General features: G+C 72.3%; 18 protein-coding genes. 6 read left to right on the forward strand and 12 right to left on the reverse strand.

Annotated features, from left to right (window positions below):
* Positions 1 to 18 precede the first annotated feature (18 nt).
* Both KY5_RS10620 and KY5_RS10625 read left to right on the forward strand, forming a co-directional pair.
* The gene (locus KY5_RS10620) at positions 19 to 639 is read left to right on the forward strand and encodes an RNA polymerase sigma factor (protein ID WP_098242000.1); all 621 of its coding nucleotides are present in this window, start codon (positions 19 to 21) and stop codon (positions 637 to 639) included.
* A complete protein-coding gene (locus KY5_RS10625; protein ID WP_098242001.1) occupies positions 632 to 1,627 on the forward strand; it encodes a CU044_5270 family protein in 996 nt (331 codons plus the stop codon). Before KY5_RS10620 ends, KY5_RS10625 begins: the two co-directional genes overlap by 8 nt.
* Here KY5_RS10625 and KY5_RS10630 read toward each other — a convergent pair.
* The 6 genes from KY5_RS10630 to KY5_RS10655 all read right to left on the reverse strand — a co-directional run bounded on the left by KY5_RS10630 (position 1,624) and on the right by KY5_RS10655 (position 6,505).
* Positions 1,624 to 2,385 carry an endonuclease/exonuclease/phosphatase family protein gene (locus KY5_RS10630; RefSeq protein WP_098242002.1) on the reverse strand — a complete coding sequence of 254 codons (762 nt, stop codon included), beginning with the start codon at positions 2,383 to 2,385 and terminating at the stop codon, positions 1,624 to 1,626. The two genes, KY5_RS10625 and KY5_RS10630, sit on opposite strands and share 4 nt — an antisense overlap.
* A gap of 102 nt (positions 2,386 to 2,487) precedes the next feature.
* Complete coding sequence (locus KY5_RS10635) at positions 2,488 to 3,441, reverse strand: ROK family glucokinase (protein WP_098242003.1); 954 nt, start codon at positions 3,439 to 3,441, stop codon at positions 2,488 to 2,490.
* Positions 3,442 to 3,493: 52 nt separating this feature from the next.
* A complete protein-coding gene (locus KY5_RS10640) occupies positions 3,494 to 3,973 on the reverse strand; it encodes a DUF5304 domain-containing protein (protein ID WP_098242004.1) in 480 nt (159 codons plus the stop codon).
* A 34-nt stretch (positions 3,974 to 4,007) separates the two neighbouring features.
* Positions 4,008 to 5,171: an ArsA family ATPase gene (locus KY5_RS10645; RefSeq protein ID WP_098242005.1), complete on the reverse strand. Its 1,164-nt coding sequence runs from the start codon at positions 5,169 to 5,171 to the stop codon at positions 4,008 to 4,010.
* 49 nt (positions 5,172 to 5,220) lie between these two features.
* Positions 5,221 to 5,661 carry an SRPBCC family protein gene (locus KY5_RS10650; protein WP_098242006.1) on the reverse strand — a complete coding sequence of 147 codons (441 nt, stop codon included), beginning with the start codon at positions 5,659 to 5,661 and terminating at the stop codon, positions 5,221 to 5,223.
* 73 nt (positions 5,662 to 5,734) lie between these two features.
* Positions 5,735 to 6,505, reverse strand: coding sequence for a metallophosphoesterase family protein (locus KY5_RS10655; RefSeq protein ID WP_098247167.1), 771 nt, complete (start codon positions 6,503 to 6,505; stop codon positions 5,735 to 5,737).
* Positions 6,506 to 6,803: 298 nt separating this feature from the next.
* Here KY5_RS10655 and KY5_RS10660 point away from each other — a divergent pair, with 298 nt between their 5' ends.
* On the forward strand, positions 6,804 to 8,600 hold the full coding sequence (locus tag KY5_RS10660; RefSeq protein ID WP_098242007.1) for an AMP-dependent synthetase/ligase: 1,797 nt from the start codon (positions 6,804 to 6,806) through the stop codon (positions 8,598 to 8,600).
* A 168-nt stretch (positions 8,601 to 8,768) separates the two neighbouring features.
* On the opposite strand, the gene KY5_RS10665 is transcribed toward KY5_RS10660, so the two are convergent.
* Complete coding sequence (locus tag KY5_RS10665) at positions 8,769 to 9,911, reverse strand: glycosyltransferase family 4 protein (RefSeq protein ID WP_098242008.1); 1,143 nt, start codon at positions 9,909 to 9,911, stop codon at positions 8,769 to 8,771.
* A gap of 128 nt (positions 9,912 to 10,039) precedes the next feature.
* Between KY5_RS10665 and KY5_RS10670 the strand changes: the two genes are divergently transcribed.
* The gene (locus KY5_RS10670; RefSeq protein ID WP_098242009.1) at positions 10,040 to 11,278 is read left to right on the forward strand and encodes a glycosyltransferase family 87 protein; all 1,239 of its coding nucleotides are present in this window, start codon (positions 10,040 to 10,042) and stop codon (positions 11,276 to 11,278) included.
* Here the strand turns inward: KY5_RS10670 and KY5_RS10675 are convergent.
* The 5 genes from KY5_RS10675 to KY5_RS10695 all read right to left on the reverse strand — a co-directional run bounded on the left by KY5_RS10675 (position 11,235) and on the right by KY5_RS10695 (position 16,667).
* Positions 11,235 to 12,437 (reverse strand): hypothetical protein, encoded by a 1,203-nt coding sequence (locus KY5_RS10675; protein ID WP_199843018.1) that lies wholly within the window; start codon positions 12,435 to 12,437, stop codon positions 11,235 to 11,237. The two genes, KY5_RS10670 and KY5_RS10675, sit on opposite strands and share 44 nt — an antisense overlap.
* A gap of 37 nt (positions 12,438 to 12,474) precedes the next feature.
* Complete coding sequence (locus tag KY5_RS10680; protein WP_098242010.1) at positions 12,475 to 13,512, reverse strand: NlpC/P60 family protein; 1,038 nt, start codon at positions 13,510 to 13,512, stop codon at positions 12,475 to 12,477.
* A 226-nt stretch (positions 13,513 to 13,738) separates the two neighbouring features.
* Positions 13,739 to 14,773 carry a C40 family peptidase gene (locus KY5_RS10685; RefSeq protein WP_098242011.1) on the reverse strand — a complete coding sequence of 345 codons (1,035 nt, stop codon included), beginning with the start codon at positions 14,771 to 14,773 and terminating at the stop codon, positions 13,739 to 13,741.
* 270 nt (positions 14,774 to 15,043) lie between these two features.
* Entirely contained in the window at positions 15,044 to 16,393 is a 1,350-nt protein-coding gene (locus KY5_RS10690) for an NYN domain-containing protein (RefSeq protein ID WP_098242012.1), read from the reverse strand.
* 34 nt (positions 16,394 to 16,427) lie between these two features.
* Positions 16,428 to 16,667, reverse strand: coding sequence for a hypothetical protein (locus KY5_RS10695; protein ID WP_055550048.1), 240 nt, complete (start codon positions 16,665 to 16,667; stop codon positions 16,428 to 16,430).
* 128 nt (positions 16,668 to 16,795) lie between these two features.
* Between KY5_RS10695 and KY5_RS10700 the strand changes: the two genes are divergently transcribed.
* Together KY5_RS10700 and KY5_RS10705 are read left to right on the forward strand one after the other, a co-directional pair.
* Positions 16,796 to 17,527 carry a rhomboid family intramembrane serine protease gene (locus tag KY5_RS10700; protein ID WP_098242013.1) on the forward strand — a complete coding sequence of 244 codons (732 nt, stop codon included), beginning with the start codon at positions 16,796 to 16,798 and terminating at the stop codon, positions 17,525 to 17,527.
* Positions 17,524 to 17,805: an Lrp/AsnC family transcriptional regulator gene (locus KY5_RS10705; RefSeq protein ID WP_098242014.1), complete on the forward strand. Its 282-nt coding sequence runs from the start codon at positions 17,524 to 17,526 to the stop codon at positions 17,803 to 17,805. The genes KY5_RS10700 and KY5_RS10705 overlap by 4 nt, the downstream gene beginning before the upstream one ends.
* Positions 17,806 to 17,810 lie beyond the last annotated feature (5 nt).

Raw genomic sequence — 17,810 nt, forward strand, 5'->3', positions numbered from 1 at the left:
CGAACGAAAGGAGCCCCGATGACCGTCGAACCCGGCGTCCCCCTCCGCGCGGGCAGTCGCGAGCAGAGTGACGCCTGGTCAATCGAGCGGTCCCGGGACGAGCCCGAGCGGTTCGCCGTCCTCTTCGACCGGCACGCCGACTCCGTGTACCGGTACGCGGCACGTCGGCTCGGTCCCGAGGCGGCGGAGGACCTGATGGCGGACACCTTCGCCACCGCCTTCAAGCAGCGCCACCGCTACGACCTGGCGCGGGCCGACGCCCGCCCCTGGCTGTTCGGCATCGCGACCAACCTCATCGGCAGACACCGCAGGGCCGAGGCCCGCCGCTTCAAGGCGCTGGCCCAGGTGCCCGCGCCGGTGCAGCACGATGAGCCGGTCGCCGAGCGCGCGGTCGCCCGGGCGGGCGCCCGGGGCATCCGCCACGAACTGGCGGCGGCCCTGGCCTCCCTCTCCCCGCGCCACCGCGACGTGGTCCTGCTCGTGGCGTGGGCCGACCTCAGCTACGAGGAGGCGGCCCAGGCCCTCGGGGTGCCCGTCGGCACCGTGAGGTCCCGGCTGCACCGGGCCCGCAGCACATTGCGCGAAGCACTGGGCGGATCCGATCCGACAGCGTTCCAGGAGGCACACGCCCATGAATGAGCTCGATGAACTGCGCGACTGGGAGGCGGGGGCTCCCCCGCTCGACGACGACACGCGCCACCGCGCGCGGGTGCGTCTGTTCGCCGCGATGAACGAGACGGCCGCCCCGCCGCGCCCGGCGTGGCGCCGCCCGGGGCTGCGCCTCGCCGTCGCCGGAGCCGTCGCGGCCGCGGTGACGGGCACGGTCCTGGTCGCGGTGAACGGCGACGACCAGGAGGAGCCCCGCGCCAACCCGCCCGCCAGCAGCGCCCCTTCGATGCGCAACGTCAGCGCGCGCGCCGTGCTGAACGGCGCGGCGGCGTACGAGCGCGCGCACGAGAGGACCGTCGCCCCGCACGACGACCAGTTCATCTACACGAAGGAGATCATCAAGGAGACCGAGGACAAGACGGGCAAGGTCACGCGGCACGTCGACGAGAACTGGCGTTCCGTGGACGGCTCGAAGCGCTCCTGGGTCATGGAGATCGGGAAGGGGTGGTGGGCAGAGCCCCTCAAGGAGAACGAGTCGTCGTGGCCCCCGCAGGACTGGGGCACCCTCAAGAAGCTGCCGAAGGACCCGGAGAAGCTGATCCTCTCGCTGCTCCACAAGACGGGTCCGCACGACAAGAACGACTCCCTGGACGAGATCACGGACCAGGAGTGGTCGGACATCCACTTCAGCCTCGCCGGGCTCCTCAAGCTCGTCCCCGTGATGCCGGAGGGCCTGCGCCCGGCCGCGTACGAAGCGCTCGGCATGGTCCCCGGGGTGAAGGCGGTCCCGAACCAGAAGGACGCGAAGGGCCGCACGGGCGTCGCGATCACCTACGACGACCCGACGGTGAAGGGCACCCCGTACGGCGGCTTCTTCATCTTCGACGCCCGGACGTACCAGTTCCTGGGCTTCCGCGACGAGCGGTCCTCGGGTGACGGCAAGGACAGGAAGGTGTACACCCAGCTCTCCTACCTGGACAGCTGGGCGATCACCGACAAGGCCAAGCAGCGGCCCTAGGCCGCGGGCACCCTGAGGGCGGCCAGGACCGGCAGATGGTCCGTGGCCGCCCTCAGGTCCGTCCCGGTCACCCCAGGCAGGTCCGACGGCACGCCGCAGCCGAGGACTTCGACGTCCGAGGTGGCGAAGAGCGCGTCGATGCGCTGGTGCGGGTCGACGGGCGTCGAGGTCTGCTCGCCGCCCCAGGGCCGCACGGCCCAGCAGTCCTGGAGCGCCGAGGCGAGACGGCGGAACGTCCGTCCCTCGGGGCGTTCGTTGAGGTCGCCGCCCGCGACCGCGTGCGCCACGCCCAGCTCCGCGAGCCGGTCGAGCAGCAGCCCGCCCTGCGCGTACCGCTCGTCCTTCTGCAGGCTCAAGTGACAGCTGAGGACGCCGATCCTGGCCCCGCCGAAGCGGACGACGGCGGTGGCGAAGCCGCGCCGGTGCAGGCCGGGGGTGAGCGGGAGCAGTACGTCCTCGGTCCGCTCGACGGTCGCGCGCAGCGAGCAGAGCAGCGCGGGGCCCGCCGCGCTGCCGCCGCCGGAGAGGATCACCAGGTCCGCCGCGCGCGCGAGCCTGGCCAGCTTCTTGCGCCAGCGGAAGAACCTCGGCGCCTCCTGGATCAGGACCAGGTCAGGGGAGCAGGCGGCGATGACCCTGGCGAGCGCGTCGGTGTCGTCGCGCATCGAGCGGATGTTGTAGCTGAGCACCCGGATGACGGCCGAACCGTCTGCTTCGGTGCGGGAGTTGGGAAGCGAGGAGGTCGAGCTCGTCGGCATGGCGATCAAGATACGCGAACGCCGGACGGGCTGGGGAGAACCAGCCCGTCCGGCGTTTGAGGACGAGCGCGCGGCGCGATGGGCGGCGCCCCCGTCACAGAGTCACATGACCGGATCGGGCTCCCGCGCCAGGTCCGCCGCGCCGACCAGGCCCGCCTTGTTGCCCAGCTGGGCGGCGATGACCTGGGCCTCGGGGCGCCAGTTGCTGCCCACCAGCCAGCGCTTGAAGGACTTGCGGATCGGGTCGAGGACCAGCTCGCCCTCGTCCGAGAGGCCGCCGCCGATGATGAAGGCGGACGGGTCAAAGAGCGAGGCCAGGTCGGCGAGACCGGCACCGGCCCAGCGGGCCAGCTCGCGGTAGGAGTCGACGGCGACCGCGTCGCCCTGCCGTGCGGCCATCGAGATGTGCTTGCCCTCGATGCCGTCGGGGGTGCCGTCGCCGAGCGAGAGCAGGTACTCGGCGTTCTCCGGGGTGGCGTTGGCGCGCTGCTTCGCGTACCGCACGAGGGCGCGGCCCGACGCGTACTGCTCCCAGCAGCCCTGGCTGCCGCAGCCGCAGAGCAGGCCGTCCGGGACCATCCGGATGTGGCCGAACTCGGCGGCCACGCCGAAGTGGCCGCGGCGCAGCTTGTTGCCGATGATGATGCCGCCGCCGAGGCCGGTGCCGAGCGTGATGCAGATGACGTTGCGGTGGCCCTTGCCGCCGCCGAACCGGTACTCGCCCCACGCGGCGGCGTTGGCGTCGTTCTCCACGACGACCGGGAGGCCGACGCGCTTCTCGACCTCGTCCTTGAGCGGTTCCTGGCGCCAGTCGATGTTGGGCGCGAAGTAGACCGTGGAGCGCTGGCGGTTGACGTAGCCGGCGGCGCCGATGCCGACGCCGACGATCTCGTGACCGGCCCGCGCGCCCTCCACGGCGGAGGCGATCGCGTCCACGATGGCCTCGGAAGTACCGGGGGTCGGCACCTTGAAGGTCGAGAGGATGGTGCCGTCCTCGTCGACCACGCCGGCCGCGATCTTCGTGCCGCCGATGTCGACGCCGATGGTGAGTCCCATGAATCCCTCAGTTCGATCGAGCCCCGCTACGGCCCACCGTACCCGAGGGGGGTCAGTCCAGATCGATGTGTTCGCCCGACGAGGGCCCCTCGTCGGGGCGGTCGTCGCCGCGCGCGCCGCCCCGTGCGCCGCCGCTCGCCTCGTCGTCGTCCCGGGTCCAGCGGCCCTCCTGTCCCGTGACCGCCGAGCGGTAGGCGGCGAGCAGCTCGGAGCCCGCGGCGGCGAGGTGGTCGAAGACGTCGGGGTTGCGCTCGATGACCGGCTCGACGACGGCCTTCGCCTCTCTGACGACCTGCTTCAGGGTCTGCTCGACGGCCCCCTGCGCGACGGCGCCGAGCAGCGGCGCCTGGAGCCCGGAGAGCTTGTCGGACACGGCGTCAACGAGCTTGCGCAGCTCCTCGGCGGCCGACCCGGGCGGCGGGCCGTACTGCGCGCGGCGCCGGGCCTTCTCCGCCGCGAGGTCCTCGGCGCACGCCTTCTCCCAGGCGTCGGCGTCGACTTCGGGGGTGTCCCGCTCGGTGGCATCGCTCATGTCTTACGACGTTACCCGAATGGCGGTAGCACGTTCACCGGTCGCGCGGCCACAGGTCCGGGTCGGGCGTGAACCGCACGCGCAGCTCGCCCTCGCGGAGCCCGGCGCCCGCGACGGTGCAGCGGCGCAGCGCGGACGGCAGGGTGACGATGCGGCGGAAGGGGCCCGCGGTGACGACGAGTTCGTCGCCGCGCCTGATGAGGCCGAGCTCCTCGCGTACGACACCGGGGAGCGGGATGTGCCACACGAACACGCGCCCGCCGCCGTCCTCGGCCGTGGCCTCGGTGACGGGCCAGGCGACGGGGCCGGGGGCGGCGTCCGGCGCGGGCACGCCGAGGGCGGCGAGCTCGTCGGCGCCGCGCGGGTCACGGCCCAGGTGCGGGACGCGGACGACCCGGTCGTACGCCGTCTCCCACTCCGCGAGCGTCTTGTGCTGCTGGGCCGCGAGCGCCGCGAGCCAGGTGTCGGCGGACGCGTCGGGCAGGATCCGGTTGGCGATCACGAGGTCGGTGCGCAGGCCGTGCAGGGCGAGTCCCGCGGTGGCGGCGCGCAGCGCGTCGGCGCCGCCGGGGCCCGGCCCCGCGACCAGGCGGACGGTGGTGTCCGGCGCCTCGACCAGGGCCTGGACGGCGGCGAGTTCGTCCTCCCAGCGGGCGGCCGTCTCGTACAGCCAGGCGGCGGGCATCGGGACGCCCGCGAGGCGGCCGAGCATCGGGCGCAGCGCGCGGGCCGCCTGCCGCTCGGGCGGGAGCAGCCTGCGCAGGTAGCGGCGGAGCTGCTCGGGAAGGGCGAGGGCGGCGAGGGCCTTGGGGGCGGCGGGCAGGTCGACGACCACGGTGTCGTGGGCGTCCTCGCGCGCGGCGTCCCGCAGGGCGCGCAGCAGGGCGAGCTCGTCGCCGCCGGGCAGCGGGGTCAACTCCTCGCCGTCGAGGCGGTCGGCGCCGAGCAGCTCGAAGACGGATCCGGCCCGCTCCTGGAGGGCGACCAGGTCGTCCCTGAACCGGTCGTCGGGGGTGAGCCGCAGCGCGGTGAGGCCGGGGTGCGCGTCCGGGGCGCCGAGCGCCGCACCGAGGGTGTCGGTGCGGTCGGCGGAGATCACCAGGGTCCTGCGGCCCGCGCGGGCGGCGGCGAGCGCGGTGGCGGCGGCGACGGTGGTACGCCCGGCGCCGCCGGGGCCGGTGACGAGGAGGGTGCGCATAAGGGTGAACCGTACGTCAGCGGTGTCGGAGGACGCCGAGGGCGTCAGCTCACGCCTTGCTCGTCTCCACCCGCTGCTTGAGGCCCGCCAGGGCGCGGTCGATGATGACCTTCTCGGCCTTGCGCTTGATCATGCCGAGCATCGGGATCTTGACGTCGACGGTGAGCCGGTAGGTGACCTCGGTGCCGGAGCCCGCGGGCTTCAGGAGGTAGGAGCCGTCCAGGGAGCGCAGCATCTGCGACTTGACGAGGGTCCAGCTGACCTCGTCGTCGCCGGTCCAGGTGTAGCCGAGGGTCTGGTCGTCCTTGATCGCGCCCGCGTCCATGACGAGGCGGACCTGCTTGGCGCGGCCCTGCTCGTCGGTGGCGAGGACCTCGGCCTCCTTCACCTCTCCCGTCCAGTCCGGGTAACGCGCGAAGTCGGCGATCACTCCCATGACCTCGGCCGGTGCCGCCTCGATCGTGATGCTCGAGCTGGTGTGTTCCGCCATCGCTGTGGCTCCTCCAGATGCGGTACGGGATAAGACGGTGTGTACCGCGTGAAGGCTACCGCGCGCCGCGGTGTCACCACTCCAGGGCCCAGGGCCTGCCGGACCCGGCGAAGTGCCCGACGTTCACGCACTCCGTCGCGCCGACCCGCATGCGCCGGACGAGGGGTTGGTGCACATGGCCGAAGAGCGCGTACTTCGGACGGGTGCTGCGGATGGCGTCGAGCAGCGCGACGCTGCCCCGCTCGAAGCGGCGGGCCACGGTGTCGTAGAGGAGCTCGGGGATCTCCGGCGGGATGTGGGTGCAGAGCACGTCGACCTCGCCGACGGCCTCGATCTTGGCCGCGTACTCCTCGTCGCTGATCTCGTAGGGCGTCCGCATGGGGGTGCGCAGGCCGCCGCCGACGAAGCCGAAGACGCGGCCGCCGATCTCCACGCGCTCGCCGTCCAGGACGGTGGTGCCGGGCCCCGCGTACTCCGGCCACAGGGTCGGCATGTCGACATTGCCGTAGGTGGCGTACGTAGGCGTGGGGAAGGCGGCGAACATCTCGGCGTACTGCTTGCGCACCGCGCGCTCGATCGCGGGCCGCCGGTCGACGCCCGCCCAGAGCTCCGCGCCGAACGCCCTGGCCTCCTCGAAGCGCCGCGCGGTGCGCAGCTCCACGAGGCGGCCCGCGTTCCGGGCGCCGAACAGGTCGGGGAAGATCCCGCGCGAGTGATCGGCGTAGTCGAGGAAGAGCACGAGGTCGCCGAGGCAGACGAGCGCGTCCGCGCCGTCCCCCGCGCGGGCGAGGTCCGCCGCGTTGCCGTGCACGTCACTGACCACATTGACCCGGAAAGCTGGCATGCCGATCACCCTAGGACGGGCACCGCGCGACGGGTAGGGGCCCTGGGCAGCGGCCGGACCTGCGGTTACTTCCGAGTCGGGAAGACGGTGGCGTACTGTGCGATTCAGACCACAACGACGTGTGACGCACCGAACATCTGGGCCTGCCCCCCTATCGAACAAGCCATACCGATGGGTAACGTCCGGGCAGTCCAGTAGTGCTCGGCCCTCCCCCCGCTCGAGCACCTGCCCGATCTTGGACCGCACCGTCGCAGCACACAACGTCGTGGCGCCGGCGCCCTATGTAGGAGCAGCAGTCTTGCGCGAGTTCAGCCTTCCGGCCCTGTACGAGGTCCCTGCGGACGGCAATCTGACCGACATCGTCCGCAGAAATGCCGCGCAGCACCCGGATGTCGCCGTCATCGGCCGCAAGACCGAAGGCCGCTGGCAGGACGTCACCGCCAAGACCTTCCTCGCCGAGGTGCGCGCCACCGCCAAAGGTCTGATCGCCTCCGGCGTCGCGCCGGGCGACCGCGTGGGCCTGATGTCCCGCACGCGCTACGAGTGGACCCTCCTCGACTTCGCCATCTGGTACGCGGGCGCGGTGACCGTGCCGGTGTACGAGACGAGTTCGGCCGAGCAGATCCAGTGGATCCTCGGCGACTCGGGCGCCGTGGCCTGCTTCGTCGAGCTGGACGTGCACGCCGCGGCCGTCGAGTCCGTGCGCGACCGGCTGCCCTCGCTCGCCGACGTCTGGCAGATCGACAAGGGCGGCATCGAGGAGCTGAACCGCGCGGGCGCCGACGTCACGGACGAGGCCGTCGACGAGCGCGGCGCGGTCGCGGGCGCCGACGACCCGGCCACCATCGTCTACACCTCGGGCACCACGGGCCGCCCCAAGGGCTGCGTCCTCACGCACCGCAGCTTCTTCGCCGAGTGCGGCAACGTGGTGGAGCGCCTCAAACCCCTGTTCCGCACGGGCGACTGTTCGGTCCTCCTCTTCCTTCCCGTCGCGCACGTCTTCGGACGGCTCGTCGAGGTCGCCGCGCTGATGGCGCCGATCAAGCTCGGCCACGCGCCCGACGTCAAGAACCTCACGGACGAGTTGGCGTCGTTCCGGCCGACCATGATCCTCGGCGTCCCGCGCGTCTTCGAGAAGGTCTACAACTCGGCGCGCGCCAAGGCGCAGGCCGACGGCAAGGGCAAGATCTTCGACAAGGCCGCGGACACGGCGATCGCCTACAGCCGCGCGCTCGACACCCCCGCGGGGCCCTCGCTCGGCCTGAAGATCAAGTACAAGGTCTTCGACAAGCTCGTCTACAGCAAGCTGCGCGCGGTGCTCGGCGGCCGCGGCGAGTACGCGATCTCCGGCGGCGCCCCGCTCGGCGAGCGCCTCGGCCACTTCTTCCGCGGCATCGGCTTCACGGTCCTCGAGGGCTACGGCCTGACCGAGTCCTGCGCCGCCACCGCCTTCAACCCCTGGGACCGCCAGAAGATCGGCACGGTCGGCCAGCCGCTGCCGGGCTCCGTCGTGCGGATCGCCGACGACGGCGAGGTGCTGCTCCACGGCGAGCACCTGTTCAAGGGGTACTGGAACAACGAGGGCGCCACCGAGGAGGCCCTCGCCGACGGCTGGTTCCACACGGGCGACATCGGCACGCTCGACGAGGACGGCTATCTGCGCATCACCGGGCGCAAGAAGGAGATCATCGTCACCGCGGGCGGCAAGAACGTCGCCCCGGCCGTGATCGAGGACCGCATCCGCGCGCACGCGCTGGTCGCCGAGTGCATGGTCGTCGGCGACGGCCGCCCGTTCGTGGGCGCGCTCGTCACCGTCGACGACGAGTTCCTCGGCCGGTGGGCCGCCGAGCACGGCAAGCCCGCCGACGCCACGGCGGCCTCGCTCCGTGACGACGCGGACCTGCTCGCGGCGATCCAGAGCGCGGTGGACGACGGCAACGCGGCGGTCTCCAAGGCGGAGTCCGTACGCAAGTTCCGGATCCTCGGGTCGCAGTTCACGGAGGAGTCCGGCCACTTGACGCCTTCGCTGAAATTGAAGCGGAATGTGGTGGCGAAGGACTACGCGGACGAGATCGAGGCGATTTACCGCGGGTAGCGTTGGCGGGGCGCCCACTCGCCGTGGGGCGTTGGCTGTGCTGCGACCGCGGGTCCGTCGTGGTCGCTCGCGCAGTTCCCCGCGCCCCTTAAGGGGCGCGGGGAACTGCGCGATCAGCCCCATGCGGCAGTCAGCCGCGCGACCAGCGGAGTGGCAGCCCAGTAGGCGTCACAGCAGATCCTTGAGCCGCTGCGCCAGCAAGTCCCAGCGCCACTTCTCCTCGACCCACTCCCGCCCCCGCTGCCCCATGCGCTGACGCAACTCAGGGTCTTCGAGGAGCGCGGTGATCCGGTCGGCGGCCTCCTCCGGGGAGCCGCCCCGGACCACCCAGCCCGTCTCACCGTCAAGCACCGCGTCCGGTGCCCCGCCGGAGTCGCCGGCGACGACCGGCAGGCCCGTCGCCGACGCCTCCAGGTAGACGATGCCGAGGCCCTCCACGTCCAGGCCGCCGCGCCGCGTCCGGCAGGGCATGGCGAAGACGTCGCCCGCGCCGTGGTGCGCGGGGAGTTCCTCCCAGGGCACCGCGCCCGTGAAGCGCACGGAGTCCGCGACCCCGGTCTCGACCGCGAGCTTGCGCAGGTCCTTCTCGTAGGGGCCGCCCCCGACGATCAACAGCACCGCTTCGGGCGACCGCGCCAGAATCCTCGGCATGGCGAGGATCAGCGTGTCCTGGCCCTTGCGCGGCACGAGGCGCGAGACGCAGACGACCACGGGGCGGTCGGTCAGGCCGAGCCTGGCCCGCACGGCGGCGCCGCCCGAGTCCGGGTGGAAGGTCTTCTCGTCGACGCCGGGCGGCAGTTGGACCATGCGGTCCGCGGCGGCGGGCGTCAGCGCGGGGGCGATCCGCGAGCGCGTGTACTCGCCCAGATAGGTGATCGTGTCCGTCGACTCGCCGATCCTGCGCAGGAGTTGGCGGGACGCGGGCAGCTGGGCCCAGCCCGCCTCGTGCCCGTGCGTGGTGGCGACGAGCCGGGTCGCCCCGGCGCCGCGCAGCGCGGAGCCCATCAGGCCGAGCGGCGCCGCCGCACCGAACCACACCGACGTACAACCGTGTTCGCGCAGCAGGGAGACCGCGCGGCGGGTGACGCGCGGCGTGGGGAGCAGCATCGTCGTGGGGTCGCGTACGACCGGGAAGGGCTGCTCGGCGTCGAAGGCGGCGGTGGCCTCCGCGCCCTCGCGGCCGCGCTTCCAGGTGGAGGCGTAGACGACGATCTGCTCGGGGTCCAGGCGCAGCGCCATGTTGTGCAGGAACGCCTGGATGCCACCGGGCCTGGGCGGGAAGTCGTTCGTGACGATCAGGGTCTTGTGCATCGCGCCCGACAGTACCGAAAGCCGCCGGTACGCACCGAACGGCCCAGCCTCTTGGCCCTCGGTCGGTTCCCCCCGGCATCATGACGTCCTGAATCACACGTAAGTATGTGAAAAGGGGCGAGGCACGCATGGCGCGCATCCTGACCGTCTGGGTCCTGACCAGGACCGTCCTGCTGCTCTGCGTCCTCCATGTGTTCACGGCCCCTGGCCCCGACGTGACGAGCGACGTCTCCGTCATCTACCAGGGCTGGTACGAGGTCCTGCGCACCGGCACCTTCCCGCTCGACGACGTCACCTGGCAGTACCCGCCCGCCGCCGCCCTGGCGATCCTCTCCCCCGCCCTGCTGCCCTTCCTGAGCTATGCCACCGCCTTCTTCGTGCTCTGCCTGCTCGCCGACGCCGCCGTGTGCGGGCTGCTCCTGTACACGGGCCGACGGCCCGGCAAGTCGCCGCGGGGCGCCTGGTTCTGGGTGGTGGGCGTCGCGCTGCTCGGCCCCATCGTGTACGCCCGCTACGACGTCCTGGTGACCGCCGTCGCCGTCGCCGCCCTGCTCGCGGGGGCCAGGCACCCGCGTGCCATGGGGGCGCTCGCCGGGTTCGGCGCGCTGCTCAAGGTGTGGCCGGTGCTGCTGCTCGTCGGCACCCCGCGCGGCCGGGCGACCCGCCGCTCCTGGACCGCCGCCGCGGGCACCGCCGTCGGGGTCACCCTGACGTTCCTGGTGGCGATGCCGGGGGCGCTCGCCTTCCTCACCTTCCAGCGGGACCGGGGCACCGAGGTGGAATCACTCGGCGCCCTCGTCTTCCACCTCGCGCGGCACCTGGGCTGGCAGGGCGAGGTGCGGCTCAACTACGGCTCGGTGGAGTTCCTCGGCCCCTACGTCCCGCTGGTCAGCACGGTGGCGCAGGTCCTGTCGGCGGCGGCCTTCGGCTGGCTCCTGGTGTGGCGCCTTCGCGCCAGGGCCAGGTCGGCGAGCACGCTCGCGGACGCGGCCTTCGTGGCGGTGCTCCTGTTCACGACGACGAGCCGGGTGATCAGCCCGCAGTACCTGCTGTGGCTGGTCGGGGCCGCCGCCGTCTGCCTGGCCTTTCGCACCAGCCGGATGGAACGGCCCGCCCGGCTGGTCCTGGTGGCCACCTTCGTGACGTTCCTGGAGTTCCCCGTGTGGTTCTCCCACGTGGTGGCGAGCGATCCGCTGGGCATCGCGCTGCTCCTCGTACGCAACGGTCTGCTCGTGGCGGCAACGCTGCTGGGCTGCCGCACCCTCTGGCGGCAGACGGTGTCCGAACCGCGCGCCGAGGAGCGGCGGTCGATGCCGGGGCAGGTCAGCCGAGCTCCGAGCGGAGATACGTACGCCAGCGCGCCGTGAAGTCCCCCTGCGTGGTGTCCAGGACGTCCCGCAGCGCGTCCTCGACCGCCCCCGGCCGCTGCTTGTGCTCGCCCACCGCCCGGTAGAAATCCGTGAGCTTCCGCTCGCCCCACCGCTCCGCGATCATCCGGCAGGCCAGCCACGCCCCTTCGTACGACTGCGCGAGAGCGTCCGCGTCGCCCCCGAAGCCGAAGTCGTCGTCCTCGGGGAGCTCCTTCGGCAGCCGCCCGGCCAGGACCGCGCGCCGCAGCTCGGGCGCGGCCTGCGCCGCCGTGCGCCCGGTGCCCCGGTAGCCCACCCAGTCCGCGAAGCCCTCGGAGAGCCAGAGCGGGGTGGCCGCCGAGGTCTGCGCGCGGGTCGCGACGTGGGTCGTCTCGTGGGTGAGGACGACCTGCTTGCCGAAGTCGCCGAGGACGCCGTACGCCTCGGGGTTGACGATGATCCGGTCGGCGGGCGAGCGCCGCGAACCGCCCGCCTCGCCCGTGGTGACCGCGGCGATCCCCCGATACCCGGAGGCGGGCGCCCCGAGGAGCCCCGCCATGCCGTCGAGGGACCGGGGCACCAGGACGACGACCCGCTCGGGCCAGTCGCCCGGCCAGGCGGCGCGCACCGCGGGCACCGCGCGGTCGGCGACCTCGCGGTGGGTGCGCAGCTCCGCGGCGCTCCGGCCGACGCCGAGCACCAGGCTCCGCTCACCCCGCGCGGCCGTCACCCGCCCCTGGTCCCAGAGCTGCTCGCCCGACTTCTTCGCGGGCCGCTCCGCGGTGACGTACCACCGACCGTCGTCCCGCTCCAGGGAGAGCGTGCGCTCGGCGGTGAGCGGGGCGCGGTCGTAGCCCTTGACGCGGTAGCGGAGTTGGGCACTCGCCGTGGCCTTCGCGCCCGAGTCGTCGAGGCGGGTCAGGCGGTACTCCCAGGAGCTCAGCGGCACGTCGCGGACGTTCTCGAAGAGGTCGGGCGCGCCGGCCGTCGGCCGCTCGGTGCGCTCGTACGCCGGTTCGTCCCCGGTCAGGACGGCGTGCGCGCGCTGTTCGAGCAGCGCCCGCACCTCGCGTCCCGCGGCGTCCGGGACCGGATCGCCGCCGCATCCGGCGAGCACGGCGAGGCAGAGCGCGAAGCACAGCGCCACCCTCCCCGACCCACGCCCGTGACCAGCCACGTTCCGATCGTACGGTGCGCCGCCTCCGGGCCGCGGGTCAGACCCGGGTCACGGACGACACCGGCATCATGCCCACCGGGTCGTAGCGCACCGCGGCGCCGGGGTAGGGGGCGTGCACCACCTGGCCGTTGCCCACGTACATCCCGATGTGGCTGGCGTCGTCGCGGTAGGCGACCAGGTCGCCGGGCCGCGCCTGGGACAGCGGCACCTGGCGTCCCGCGTACCGCTGGGCCTGCGAGGTGCGCGGCAGGCCGACCCCGGCCTGGGCGTACGACCACTGCATGAGGCCCGAACAGTCGAATCCGGACGGGCCGTTGGCCCCCCACACGTAGGGGCGGCCGACCGCGCTCCGTGCGGCGGCGATGGCCGCGGCGGCGCGCGAGGAGGACGCGGCGTCCGCGCCCGCCAGGTCGGGCAGCTCGGCGCGTCCCTCGCCGGAGCGCGACGACCTGTCGTACTCCTCGCGCTCCTTGCTCGGCATCGAGTTGAGCAGCCGCCTGGCCTTGGCGAGCTTGTGCTCGACGGTGCGCTTGTGGCGGGCGACGGCGGTGCGGCTCTTCTCCAGTTCGGCCAGCTTGCGGGTGGCCTCCGCGCGCTGCTGCGAGAGCGCGCGCTGGGCCTGCTGGAGGTCCTTGAGCGCGCCCGCCTGCCGGGAGCCGATGCGGTCGAGGGCGGCGGCCTTCTCCAGGTAGCCGTCCGGGTCGGAGGAGAGCATCAGGGCCAGGGACGGGTCGATGCCGCCCTCGCGGTACTGCGCGCCCGCCAGCGAACCGAGCGCACCGCGCATCGTGTTGATGCGCTCCTGGCCGCGCGCGACGCTGTCCTTGGTCCGCTCGACCTGCGCGTGCAGCTTGTCCGCGCGCTCGTCGGCCTTGTTGTACGACTCGGTGGCCTGCTCGGCCTGTTCGTAGAGCCGGTCCACCTGGGCCCGGGTGTCGGACGGCTTGTCCTGCGGCGCTGCGCCGGCGGGCGCCGCGCCGAAGGCCACTGCCGCGGTGGCCGCGGCAGCGGAAAGAACGGTGACGCGCGTGCTCCGGTCGAGACCGGGCTGTGCGGGACGGCGATGGGACCCCACGGGACGCCGCTCTCCCTTCCGCTGAAGGACCCCCGCCTGTCCGGGGGAATGCGCGCCGACAGTAGCCGTGCGACTACGGAGGGGCCAAAGACCTCGCGGGGTGCGGAAAGCGCGCGGACAGCCCGACGCCCCGCCTCAGACGCAGGTCATCAACGGGGCGCGGGGTCAGCGGGAGTTGCCGGAATTCGCCCGTTTGGGCGGTGTCGGCAGCGCGTTGACGTCGGGGTCAGGCGACGCGGACGCCGAACTGGAAGGTGCCCAGGTACGCCATCGACTCGTAGCGCACCACGGCGCCGGGCTTGGGGGCGTGCAGCACCTGGCCGTTGCCCGCGTAGAAGCCGACGTGCGCGAGGTTGTTGAAGAACACCAGGTCGCCGGGCTTGAGCTCGCTGCGGCCTATCTTGGTGCCGTCGTTCTGCTGGGTGTACGTGGTCCGGGTGATGGACACGTCGGCCTGGGCGTACGCCCACTGGGTGAGCCCGGAGCAGTCGTAGGAGTTGGGGCCCGAGCCGCCGGAGACGTACGGCTTGCCGAGCTGGGTGGCAGCGGCGGCCAGGGCGGCGGCGCCGCGGTTCGAGGCCGGGGCCTCCTTGCCGAGGTCCGCGCGGTTGTCGGCGGCGCGGCTCGCGCGCTTCTGCTCCTTGGCGGCGAGGGCCTGCTTCTCCTTGGCCGTCAGCGTGTTGAGGAGCTTCTGCGCCTCGCCGAGCTTGCCCTGGACTTCCTGCTTCTTGCGGCCGAGCTCCTTGCGGGTGTCCGCGAGGTCGTCCAGCTTGCCCGCGGCCTCCTTGCGCTGCTGCGCGAGGTCCCGCTGCTTCTCCTGGATCTTCTTGAGCGACTCGACCTGCTTGCTGCTCAGCTGGTCGAGGGCGGACGCCTTGTCGAGGTAGTTGTCCGGGTCGGAGGAGAGGAAGAGCTGCAGGGAAGGGTCGATGCCGCCGGAGCGGTACTGGGCGCTGGCCATCGAACCGAGGCCGCCGCGCAGGTCGTTGAGCTCCTCCTGGCCGCGGGCGACCTTGTCCTGGAGGTCGCCGATCTGCTTCTCGAGCTTCTCCTGCTTCTCCTTGGCCCCGTTGTACTTGTCGGTGGCCCGGCCCGCGTCTTCGTAGAGTGCGTCGACCTTGGACTTGACCTCGTCCTTGCTCGGCTTCGGTGCGGCCTGGGCGGCGCCCTGCGAGGTGAGGGCTACGGCAGCGGCGGCGGTCGCGGTCAGCACGCTCACGCGGGTGCGGCTCGGCTGCTTGGGTCGACGGTGGGACGCCACGAAGGCGGCTCCTTCTTCCTCCAGCCGCCTACCGAAGACCCGGTGGGCGGGTACCGCCGCCGTCACCCCGGATGGGTGATCAACCGAGCGGAGGTTCGAGGCGAGACATTAGTGACCTTCTTGTGATCAGTTCAAATCCTGACCAGGAAAAAGTGGCCCACCGAATGCATTCTTTACCGACAACCCACAGCCAGTAATGATCTTTTGACGCTACGTCGCGTGCGGCGCGCCTCAATCCGGGCATAGGGCACAGGAGTTACGTGCGCACCCTTAGCCCCGCGAAAGCCGCTTGAGGAGCACCACCGAAGCCACCGGGCGCGCACCCGCCTTGGCGATCCCGTCGGCCACCTCGCGGTCGGTCGAGACGACCACCACGGGCCGCCCCGGCGGCTCCGCGCGCACCAGTTGGCGGATCAGCTCGTCCGCCGTGACGCCGGGCTTGGAGAAGAGCACCCTGACCCCGCGCGGCGGCGCGAGCAGCACCGGCGCGGCCAGCTCGGCGCCGTCGAAGACGCAGGTGACCTCGGCGCCCGACTGCAGGGCCAGCTGCGAGAGCGAGCCGAGCAGGCGCAGCCGCTGCTTCTCCAGCGGCATCGTGGGGTAGCCGGTCTTGGTGACGTTGTAGCCGTCCACGACCAGGTGGGCCTGGGGCAGGGCGAGCAACTGGTCGAGGATCGCCGGGTCGTTCTCCGAGAGCGCGCGCGCCGCGATGTCCTTGGGCGACATCCGGCCCGGCTCCACGGCGTCCACGGTCTCCGCGGGCCGCACCGACACGGGCGGCAGGGCCAGCTCGCGGCGCAGCCCCTGAGCGGACTCCAGGACCGTGTCGAGCAGCAGCCGCACCCGCATGTCCTCGACGCTGCGCCCCTCGCGGGCGGCCCTGCGGCTGGCCTCCAGGGCGGCCTCGGTCTCGGCGAGCCGCGCCTTGACGCGCCGGGTCTCGCTCTCCGCGGCGGACACCTGGGCCTGCCCCTCGGCGCGCACCGACTCGATCTCACCGGCCACCTTACGCAGCGCGGCCTCGCCCCGCTTGACGTCGCTGAGGGCCCCGCGCAGCTTGCGGTGCATCGATTCGGCTTCCCTGCGCGCCGATTCGAGTTCCGTGCGCAGCCGCTCGGTCTCCGCCCTCGTCTGGTCGCGGGCGGCGGCGAGTTCCTCGCGCAGCCGCTCCAGCTCGGCCCTGGTCTCCTCGTCGACGCGCTCGGCGTCGGCCCGCTGGGCCTCCTCGCCCGCCGCGGTGACCAGCTTCACCCAGCCCGTGGGGCGCAGCACGTAGGCCGCGGCCGCGACGTCGAGGGGGTCGGCGGCGGGGGGCGGTGAGCCCGCGTCCAGGGCGCCCGCGAGCTCGGGCTGGGCCTCTCTGAGACGTTCGGCGATGCGCTGCCGGAAGAGCGTGTCGCTCTCCAGCGCCGCCGCCATGGCGTTGCCCGCGAACTTCGCGCGCCGCGTGGGCGTGAAGCGGGCGTACTGCCGCAGCTGTGCGGGCAGTTCGGTCAGGGTGAGCCCGCCGAAGCCGTCCGACGCGATCTGGACGACCCGCCGACGCACCCCGTCGGGCAGCGGGCGGTCGAGCACCTCAGCGGCGCCGTCGTCCGGCTCCCCGCTCGCGCTCTCCACCATCCGTCACCCCACTAGCTGTGCGGGCCCCGCTCCCTCAGGAGTCGGTGCCCGGCCTGTCCACGAGTTCCACCTGATCCACTGCGTTGCACCAGCGGCAGCGCACGGACTCGATGGTCTCACTGACCACCTCGCGTTCCTCGACGTTCGACTCACCGGCCAGGTCGAGATGGACATACTCGACGACCTTCGACGTGCGGGTCACGTCGAAACGCGTGAGATTGCCGCACAGCGTGCAGCGCCACCGGGTGGAGTCGGTCGGCAGGGGAACCGTCATCGTGGCTGTTCGCTTTCGTCGGCTACGTATTGCCCGTAACCCTAAGGCCTGTAAGGGGTGCCACGCGGCGGCCTCCGGCGCGGCATGGCGGTCTGTGCAGGTAGCGCCCGTTACGTCATGCTCTGTTCATGATCAACACATGGGGTTCGAAGGCGGGCCGGATGCTCCGGGGGCAGTCCGCCCCCGTGACGTACGGACTGATCGTCGTCTGCTGCCTGGTCTTCGTTCTCTCCCCGGTGTCCGGGCTCAACCCCGGGTACGGCGACGGCGCCCGGCTGCTCGCCGCGGAGCAGACCTACTTCGAGCGCTGGGGAGTGGTACCCGTCGAACTGTTCAGCGGTGTCCCGCGTGCCGCCCTGGGACCGCTGACCGCTCTTTTCGTGCACGGAAGCTGGCTTCATCTGCTCGGGAACATGCTCTTCTTGTACGTCTTCGGTGCGATGGTCGAGGACCGCATGGGCCACCTCCCGTACGCGCTCTTCTACGTCGTCTGCGGATACTTCGCGCTCCTGGCCTACGCGGCCGCGCACGCCGGATCCGACAAGACGCTGGTCGGGGCGTCGGGGGCGATCTCGGCCGTCCTCGGCGCCTTTCTCTATCTCTTCCCGAAGGCACGCGTCACCAGCCTCTTCCCGTTCCTCTTCTTCCTGCCACTGCGCTTTCCGGCCTGGCTGGTGCTGCCGTTCTGGGTGGCGATCCAGTGGCTCGCGGCGGGGCAGGGCGGCCAGGGCACGGGAGTGGCCTATCTGGCCCACCTGGTGGGCTTCTCCCTCGGTTTCCTGTACGCGTGGGGTGTCTATGGGTGGAGGGCTAAGGTGAAGGGCACAGCACCGGCCACCGAGGGAGACAGCCAGCCGTGATCACCGCGATCGTGCTCATCAAGACCAGCGTGGACCGGATTCCGGAGATCGCCGAGTCGATCGCCGCGCTCGACTGCGTCAGCGAGGTCTTCTCCGTGACCGGTACGTACGACCTGATCGCGATGGTCCGCGTCACGCGCCACGACGACCTCGCGGACGTCATCCCCGGCCGGATCAGCAAGATCCCCGGCGTGGAGGGCACGGACACGCATGTCGCGTTCCGCACGTACTCCCAGCACGACCTGGAAGCGGCGTTCGCGATCGGCCTCGACTCGTAACCACC

This window comes from Streptomyces formicae, assembly GCF_002556545.1.
GTDB classification, from domain to species: Bacteria; Actinomycetota; Actinomycetes; order Streptomycetales; family Streptomycetaceae; genus Streptomyces; species Streptomyces formicae_A.